General features: G+C 61.0%; 6 protein-coding genes and 1 pseudogene. 2 read left to right on the forward strand and 5 right to left on the reverse strand.

Features of this window, described 5'->3' with window-relative positions:
* From QOC89_RS08990 to QOC89_RS09005, 4 genes and pseudogenes are all read right to left on the reverse strand, one after another.
* Positions 1 to 100, reverse strand: a pseudogene (locus QOC89_RS08990) (protein-methionine-sulfoxide reductase catalytic subunit MsrP); the annotation flags it as partial.
* Between the two features lie 198 nt (positions 101 to 298).
* Positions 299 to 1,507, reverse strand: coding sequence for a c-type cytochrome biogenesis protein CcsB (gene ccsB / locus QOC89_RS08995; protein WP_323044702.1), 1,209 nt, complete (start codon positions 1,505 to 1,507; stop codon positions 299 to 301).
* A 4-nt stretch (positions 1,508 to 1,511) separates the two neighbouring features.
* Positions 1,512 to 3,725: a cytochrome c biogenesis protein ResB gene (locus QOC89_RS09000; RefSeq protein ID WP_323044703.1), complete on the reverse strand. Its 2,214-nt coding sequence runs from the start codon at positions 3,723 to 3,725 to the stop codon at positions 1,512 to 1,514.
* 117 nt (positions 3,726 to 3,842) lie between these two features.
* On the reverse strand, positions 3,843 to 4,496 hold the full coding sequence (locus tag QOC89_RS09005; protein ID WP_323044704.1) for a c-type cytochrome: 654 nt from the start codon (positions 4,494 to 4,496) through the stop codon (positions 3,843 to 3,845).
* Between the two features lie 216 nt (positions 4,497 to 4,712).
* Between QOC89_RS09005 and yihA the strand changes: the two genes are divergently transcribed.
* Together yihA and hemB are read left to right on the forward strand one after the other, a co-directional pair.
* Positions 4,713 to 5,366, forward strand: coding sequence for a ribosome biogenesis GTP-binding protein YihA/YsxC (gene yihA, locus QOC89_RS09010; RefSeq protein ID WP_179734795.1), 654 nt, complete (start codon positions 4,713 to 4,715; stop codon positions 5,364 to 5,366).
* Between the two features lie 260 nt (positions 5,367 to 5,626).
* Positions 5,627 to 6,625, forward strand: a complete 999-nt coding sequence (gene hemB, locus QOC89_RS09015) for a porphobilinogen synthase (RefSeq protein ID WP_323044705.1) — start codon at positions 5,627 to 5,629, stop codon at positions 6,623 to 6,625.
* A gap of 121 nt (positions 6,626 to 6,746) precedes the next feature.
* On the opposite strand, the gene QOC89_RS09020 is transcribed toward hemB, so the two are convergent.
* On the reverse strand, positions 6,747 to 7,648 hold a 902-nt coding region (locus tag QOC89_RS09020), incomplete at its 5' end, for a thioredoxin fold domain-containing protein (protein ID WP_323044706.1).

Here is a 7,648-nt window from a genome sequence, read left to right on the forward strand (position 1 = left end):
ACACGCGCCGCCGGTTCTCGAAGACGCGCTGCGGCGTGATTTCGCTGCGCGCAATGTCATCGCCGATGAGTTGAATACGGTCGCTTCGCTTGATCCACATCGTGCTGCTCCTTGCCGGCCCATCAGGTTGTATATCTTACGGGGCCATATTGATGATAGGCTCGTTCAGGCACTCGCCCAGCCATCCATAGGTACTGCTCTAACGAACACTATGGATGCAGCGAATATTCCGCCAGACATAAAAAAACCGCCGGTGCGAAGCACGCGGCGGTTCTTGGCCGGCTTGGAACGACGGACCTTACAGCTTGCCGTAGCTATGCAGCCCCGACAGGAACATGTTGACGCCGAGGAACGCAAAGGTCGTCACCAACAGGCCGGTCAACGCCCACCATGCCGCTACTGCGCCGCGCAGGCCCTTCATCAAGCGCATATGAAGCCACGCCGCGTAGTTCAGCCAGACGATGAGCGCCCACGTTTCCTTCGGGTCCCAGCTCCAGTAACCGCCCCATGCTTCAGCGGCCCACAGCGCGCCGAGAATCGTCGCGATCGTAAAGAACGCAAAACCGACGGCGATCGACTTGTACATCAGGTCGTCGAGCACGTCGAGCGCCGGCAGGCGGTCTGCCAGCACGCCGCGCTCCTTCGACAGATACGCGACGCCGACCATGGCCGACAGCGCGAAGCTGCCATAGCCGATGAAGTTAGCCGGCACGTGGATCTTCATCCACCAGCTTTGCAGCGCGGGCACGAGCGGCTGAATCTGCTGTGCGTCACGGGCGACCGAATACCACATCAGGAAGCCGACAGCCGCGCTGATCACCAGCAGCACAAACGCGCCGAGCGCACGAGTGTTGTAATGCTGCTCGTAGTACAAATAGAACAGCGCGGTAATCAGGCTGAACAGCACGAACACTTCATACAGGTTCGAGATTGGAATATGGCCGACGTCCGCGCCGATCAGGTACGACTCGTACCAGCGCACCATCAACCCGACAAAGCCCATCACCACCGCGGCCCAGGTCATTTTGGAACCGATCGCAGCGCCTGTTGGTGAACGCGACAGCAGGCCGATCCAATAGAAGACGGTGGCGAACACAAAGAGCGCGCTCATCCACAGAATCGCGGACTGGCTCGACAGGAAATATTTGAGGAAGAACGCGTTATCCGCGCGCGTCAGATCGCCGTGATAGATCTGGATCGCCAGCAGCGACAGCGCGGCGATGCCGATCATCAGCGGACGCACGGGTTTCCAGCGCCAGCCCAACACGACGAACACCGGCACGGCGCAGCACAGCACCAGTTTGTCGTAGTAGTTCATGAACGGGTGGTAGCGCGACAACGCGAATCCCGCGCCCGCAACCATCACCACGGCGAACAGCCAGTCGACAACACCGAGCCGTTTCAAAAACGGCCGCTCGTCAAACTGCGCGACGTTGAGTGCCTCGTTCGCAAACGCCTTCTGCGGCCGCGAGGGTGAAGAGGATGAGGAAACCTGAGTCAAGTCCATGATCTTACCGGGTCGAATCTTGTGAGCCTGCGGACGGCGTGCCGGCATTGCCGGGCTTGTCGGAGGCGCCGGATGCATCAGTGAGTTTGGTGCCTAACGCGGCGCTTACAGCGTCGCGCGTCTGGACGAACTCCTTTTCGAAATCGAGCGTTTTGCGTGCGCTCGACATGGCCATCACGACGTTCGTGCCGTGATCGGTATCCTTGAGCCAGAACCAGAGGCGGCGTTCGCGGACATAGAACATCGAAAAGATGCCCAACACGAGGAGCAGGCTGCCAAGATACACGACTTTTTTGCCCGGCGCGCGCGTCAACTGAAATACCGAGGCTTGCACCTGCTTGAAGGAATCAAGCTGCAAGTAGACCGGCGATCCATACAAAAAGCTGTCGGATATCGCATTGAGCGAGCTTTGGACGAAGCGGCTGCTGTCCGCATTCGCCTGCGCATCGGGCTCGCCCAGTTGTTCACGCGACAGTTGCCACAGGTCCCACGTCACGCCTTCCAGCATGCGCAGAAGCAGACCCGCGGCCTTTTCCTGCTCGCCCTTCGGCACGGAATGGTCGATGAAACCGGCGATCGCCTGGAAGCCGCCGACGGGCTGGCCATTCGGCATCTTGATGGCGTTGTCCCCGCCGGCAAACAGGGTCAGGACACGCAACGCGCTTTCTTCCAGATGTTGCTGCAGTTCGGCATTCGAACCCGGCACCGAGCGCAAGGCGAAAAGGTGTGCGGCCGTGGCACGCTTGGCCGGATCTTCAAGGGTGGCGCGCAGGTTCATCCATTCCTTGACGGTACCGCCGGTATCGGCCGGAATGCGCAGATAGCGGAATGGATCGTCCGGATTCACGCGCATGCCGGCGAGGAACATCTTTTCGCCGGCGACGTCCACCGGCAGCATGTAGTTGTTGTACTCGCGCGCCTGGCCGTCCTTGTCGCGCACCTTGTACTGCACCGACGGGCCGACGTTATGCAGATCGAGGGGATTCGAGGTCTTGGCGCCGGAGCCGAGACGCTCGTCGAACGCCTCTTTCAGCGTGCGATGCGCGGCCACACCGCGAGCATCATTCTGGCCGCTGCCGTTCGAAATGTTTTCGACGTTGATCGCGCGGAAATCGGTGAATTCGACGGTCTGTCCGTCAGCCAGCGGCGTGGCCGTGTTCAACGGTGCGTTGCCGCCGATCGTGCCGCCGAAAGGCGCGGTCTTGGCGCTGTTGCCGGACATCGGGTAGGCGGTCATCTGCATCTGCGAGCCGCCGTCCTGGAAACTCGACTGATAGATCGACACGCCGTCATACGTGAACGGCTTGTTCACTTCGACGCGCGCCGGCACGCGTGCGCCGGTCTTGTGATCGACCACCACGATATCGCTCGCGAACAGCTTGGGCATGCCGGTCGAGTAATAGTCGACGATGAATTTGTTGAGTTCGATCGAGAACGGCAGGTCCTGGATCAGCGAGCCGTCCGGCTGATTCAGAATCGCCGTCGACACGTGCTGGCCTTCCGGCACCCATGCGTAACCGCGGAACGTGGGGTTCGATTGCGACAGGCGATGTTCCGGCGCAATGTCGTTGATCACCGTGTTGGCGCGGATCGGCGACTTGTCGAACAGCCACATTTGCAGCTTGATCGGCAGATTACTGTCGAGCAGACCACCCAGGCAGATCACCACGATCGCGATATGCGCGGAGATGTAGCCGAATTTGGTCAGCGCGCCGCGCTTGGCCGCGATCAGCGTCGCACCGTCCGACTCACGTGTGACGAACTTGTAGCCGAGCTTGCCCGAGAGTGTGGCAAGCACCGCCGAGGTCTGCGCGCGCGTGCCATGCACCGCGAACTCGCCTTTGTGGTGGAACGCGCGCAGGCTGCCTTCGCGGACCTTGTCCTTCCAGCTCCTGGCGTCCGCCACCATCTTGGGGGCATTGCGGATCACGCACAGCGACACCGACACCATCAGGAAACCGAGGATCAGCATGAACCACCACGAGCTGTACACCGTGTACAGACTCAGCGAGCGGAAGATGTCGGCCCAGAACGGGCCGAACTGATTGACGTAGTTGGGATAGGGATCGTCCTGCGTGAGGACGGTACCGATAATGCTGGCGATCGACAGAATCACGAGCAGCGCGATCGCGAAGCGCATCGAACTCAATACCTCGATGATGCTGCGCGTGATGCGATTGCCCGACTTCGACTGCAAACCCGACGTGGTGACGCTCATTCATACTCCGACTGAACAGCAAAAAAGGGTGGAGGGCTGTCGTAGGCACGACGCCCCCACCCTTTTCTTGTTTTGTACCGACCTCACCGGGCCGGTTGCACCTGCGTGCGGGCTATCTTAATGCAAGCCCGCTATGTAATCCGCTACAGCCTTGATGTCACTATCCGACAGACGTGTGGCAATTGCATGCATCGGCTCGTTGTTGTTACGCGCGCCTGGACCTTGCGTGAACGCCATCAGCTGCGCCACCGTGTATTCGGCCCACTGCCCCGACAGACGCGGATACTGCGACGGAATCCCTTGACCGGTCGGCCCGTGGCAGCTGGCGCACGCCGGCACGCCCTTGTCAGCAAGACCGCCGCGATAAATCTTCTGACCGACCGGAACGGTGTCTTTGTTATGCGCGTAGCCGGGCTTCGGGGTCTGTGTCGAAAAATAGGCAGCCACGTTGACCATGTCTTGAGGTGAGAGCGCCGCGGCCATGGCCGCCATGATCGCATTGTTGCGCGCGGGTTGCTTGGCCCCCGGCTGCGTCTTGAAATCCATGAGCTGCTTGACGAGATACTCGGGATGCTGGCCCGCCAGCTTCGGATACGCGCCGCCTGCGCTGTTGCCGTCTGCACCGTGACATGACGCGCAAACCTGCACTGCGATTGCCTGCCCCCGATTGACGTCCGGCTTTGCCGAATCTGCTGCCCGTGCCTGAATTGCCAAACCTGAAAGACCTGCCGCTACTTGAAACACCATCAGAGTCTTGCACAGTCGATTCATTCGCACACCCTGTCTCGTCTTGTGGGATTTTAGAGGTTTTGCAAGATACGACAGCGACTGAGTGACCGCAAAGAGCCGCCAAGGCACGCGGGCTGGCCCCCTCAGGTTTTCAGTAAACCATCGTATTGTACAATAACTCGCTAATCGCTAAGACGCCAGTCGGGCTTGACCCGTCCCCACTCCGGGTTCCCCGGCGTCTCGAATTCTGGCCTGATCATGTCCTTCCTGCTCCACCAATCCCGCTTTTTCACGACCGTCAATCACCTGCGTGACCTGCCGGCCACTGCGCAACCCGAGATCTGCTTTGCCGGGCGCTCGAACGCGGGAAAGTCGACGGCCATCAATATTCTATGCAATCAGAAGCGGCTGGCCTTCGCCAGTAAGACACCGGGGCGTACGCAGCACATCAATTATTTCTCGGTTGGCAAGGCGGACGAGCCGACCGCGCACCTGGTCGACCTGCCGGGTTACGGCTATGCGGAAGTGCCGGGCGCGGCCAAGGCCCACTGGGAAGCCCTGCTGTCCACTTATCTGCAATCGCGCTCGCAGTTGCGCGGCATGATCCTGATGATGGACTCGCGGCGCCCGTTGACGGATCTGGATCGGCGGATGATCGAGTGGTTCGCGCCGACCGGCAAGCCCATTCACACGCTGCTGACGAAGTGCGACAAATTGACGCGCCAGGAAAGCGTCAATGCTTTGCGCGCGACGCAGAAAGGTTTGGCTGAATATCGTACCGCCGGCTATCAGGGCGAATTGACCGCGCAGTTGTTCTCGGCGCTCAAGCGCGTCGGCATCGACGAAGCGCATGAGTTGATCGAAAGCTGGCTGATCCCCGACGCGAAGGGCGAAACAGACGCCCCACAGTAACCGCACGGCTCGTAGGAGCGCGGGCAAAGGCGCCTTTTGCGCCGATTTCGGCCGCCCATAAAAAAACCCGCCGCTTTAACGGCGGGTCAAACAGCCTAATCGAAAAAACGACAGGCACCCGCTCAGGGAGGAGAAGCGGGGAGGTCAGCGCTAGGCGCCTTGCTCGATCGGTATGATATACCATTGTCTCGAAAAGTTTCCGGGAGCGGAGGCAGGCGTTACTTGTCCACTCCATCCATCCACGTTCCTTCGATGCGTTTATGAGCTTCTACCCGCACTATCGTCCGCGCCGCATGCGCCGCGACGACTTCTCGCGCCGTCTGATGCGGGAAAACATCCTCACCACCAACGATCTGATCTACCCCGTGTTCATCGTCGAAGGCGCCAACGTGCGGCAAGCCGTACCGTCGATGCCGGGCGTCGAGCGTGTGTCGGTCGACCTGCTGATGGGTGTGGCCGAACAATGCGTTGAGTTGGGCGTACCCGTGCTGTCGCTGTTCCCCGCGATCGAGCCTTCCTTGAAGACGCCTGATGGCCGCGAAGCGACCAATCCCGCCGGTTTGATCCCGCGCGCGGTTCGCGAGCTGAAAAAGAATTTCCCCGACCTCGGCGTGCTCACCGACGTCGCGCTGGATCCGTACACGAGCCACGGCCAGGACGGCGTACTCGATGAGGCCGGCTACGTGATCAACGACGAGACCGTCGAGATTCTCGTTGAACAGGCGCGTGCGCAGGCTGAAGCAGGGGTCGATATCGTCGCGCCCTCGGACATGATGGACGGCCGAATCGGCGCGATCCGCGAAATGCTCGAGAGCGAGGACTATATCCACACGCGGATCATGGCCTACGCGGCCAAGTTCGCGTCGGCGTTTTACGGCCCGTTCCGCGATGCCGTCGGTTCCGCGACGAACCTCGGCAAGGGCAACAAGATGACCTACCAGATGGACCCGGCCAATTCGAATGAAGCGCTGCGCGAAGTGCAAGCGGACATCGAGGAAGGCGCGGACATGGTGATGGTCAAGCCGGGCATGCCGTATCTGGACATCGTGCGTCGCGTCAAGGACGAGTTCAAGTTCCCGACTTACGTGTACCAGGTGAGCGGTGAATACGCGATGCTGAAGGCGGCCGCGCAGAACGGCTGGCTGGACCACGACAAGGCGATGATGGAATCGCTGCTGGCGTTCAAGCGGGCAGGCGCGGACGGCGTGCTGACCTACTTCGCGCTGGATGCTGCGCGAATTTTGCGCTCGCAGAAGTGATTTGATTCGACGCGTCGCCGCAGCTGCAGGCGGCGGTTCGATCGCTCGAAAAACGGAGGCGGACTTTCTCAGTCACGCCTCCGTTTTTTTGTACACGCCCTCGCGGCAAACCGCACCGGCGCTAGGCGCCCGGCGCACTCGCGCGATCGAGGCTGCGCAGGAACTTGTCCGCCGACTCGTATCCGACGACGCGCAAGACTTCCTTGCCGCGTTGATCGAAGAAGATAATGCCCGGCGGCCCAAACAGGCTGAAACGCTTGAGCAGCATTTGATCATCGGCGTTATTCGCGGTGACATCGGCGCGCAGGAGGTTCATCTGCTTCAACTTCGCCTGAACACGCGGATCGCTGAACGTGAATTTCTCCATCTCTTTACAACTCACGCACCAGTCGGCGTAAAAATCGAGCATAGCGGGCTGCGCGGCCGTTTTGACGGCCTCGTCGAGTTCGGTCGAGGAACGCACCGAGGCGAACATCAGATCGCTTTGTGACGCTGCATCCGGCTTATTGGAGGTGCTTGCGACGCTAGCCTCACTACCGCCGCGCGCGGCCAGAACAGCTAGCGGACGCAGCGGGTCGGACGAGCCGGCAGCCAGGCCGACCAGCAGTACTGCCGCCCAGATTGCCAGCGCCGCGCCAATACCACGACCGAGCCGGCGCCACACTGAGACGCCAACGGCGGGGGCCGAGAAAAGACCGAGTCCGGCGGCGGCAATCAGAAGCCACAGCGCGCTCAACAGCATGGTTGCTGTCGCCCCGAGCACCGGCCAGACGATCCACAGGGCCGCAGCAAGCAGCACCACGCCGAAAAACACCTTGACTCCGTTCATCCATGTGCCGGCGCGCGGCAGCAACGTACCAGCGCCCAGACCGATGATCAGGAGCGGCACACCAAGGCCAAGTCCCATCGAGAACAGCGCCGCGCCGCCGAGCAATGCGTCGCCCGTATGCGCAATGAATGCCAGCACGGCGAAGAGCGGCGCCGTCATGCAGGCACCCACGACTAACGCGGACAACGCGCCCA

This window comes from Paraburkholderia sp., from assembly GCF_034668105.1.
Lineage (GTDB): Bacteria > Pseudomonadota > Gammaproteobacteria > Burkholderiales > Burkholderiaceae > Paraburkholderia.

Excerpts from the sequence above, each read along its gene's own strand:
- ccsB (WP_323044702.1), bottom strand. The coding sequence starts at position 1,507 with ATGGACTTGACTCAGGTTTCCTCATCCTCTTCACCCTCGCGGCCGCAG.
- QOC89_RS09000 (WP_323044703.1), bottom strand. The coding sequence starts at position 3,725 with ATGAGCGTCACCACGTCGGGTTTGCAGTCGAAGTCGGGCAATCGCATC.
- yihA (WP_179734795.1), top strand. The coding sequence starts at position 4,713 with ATGTCCTTCCTGCTCCACCAATCCCGCTTTTTCACGACCGTCAATCAC.
- hemB (WP_323044705.1), top strand. The coding sequence starts at position 5,627 with ATGAGCTTCTACCCGCACTATCGTCCGCGCCGCATGCGCCGCGACGAC.
- QOC89_RS09005 (WP_323044704.1), bottom strand. The coding sequence starts at position 4,496 with ATGAATCGACTGTGCAAGACTCTGATGGTGTTTCAAGTAGCGGCAGGT.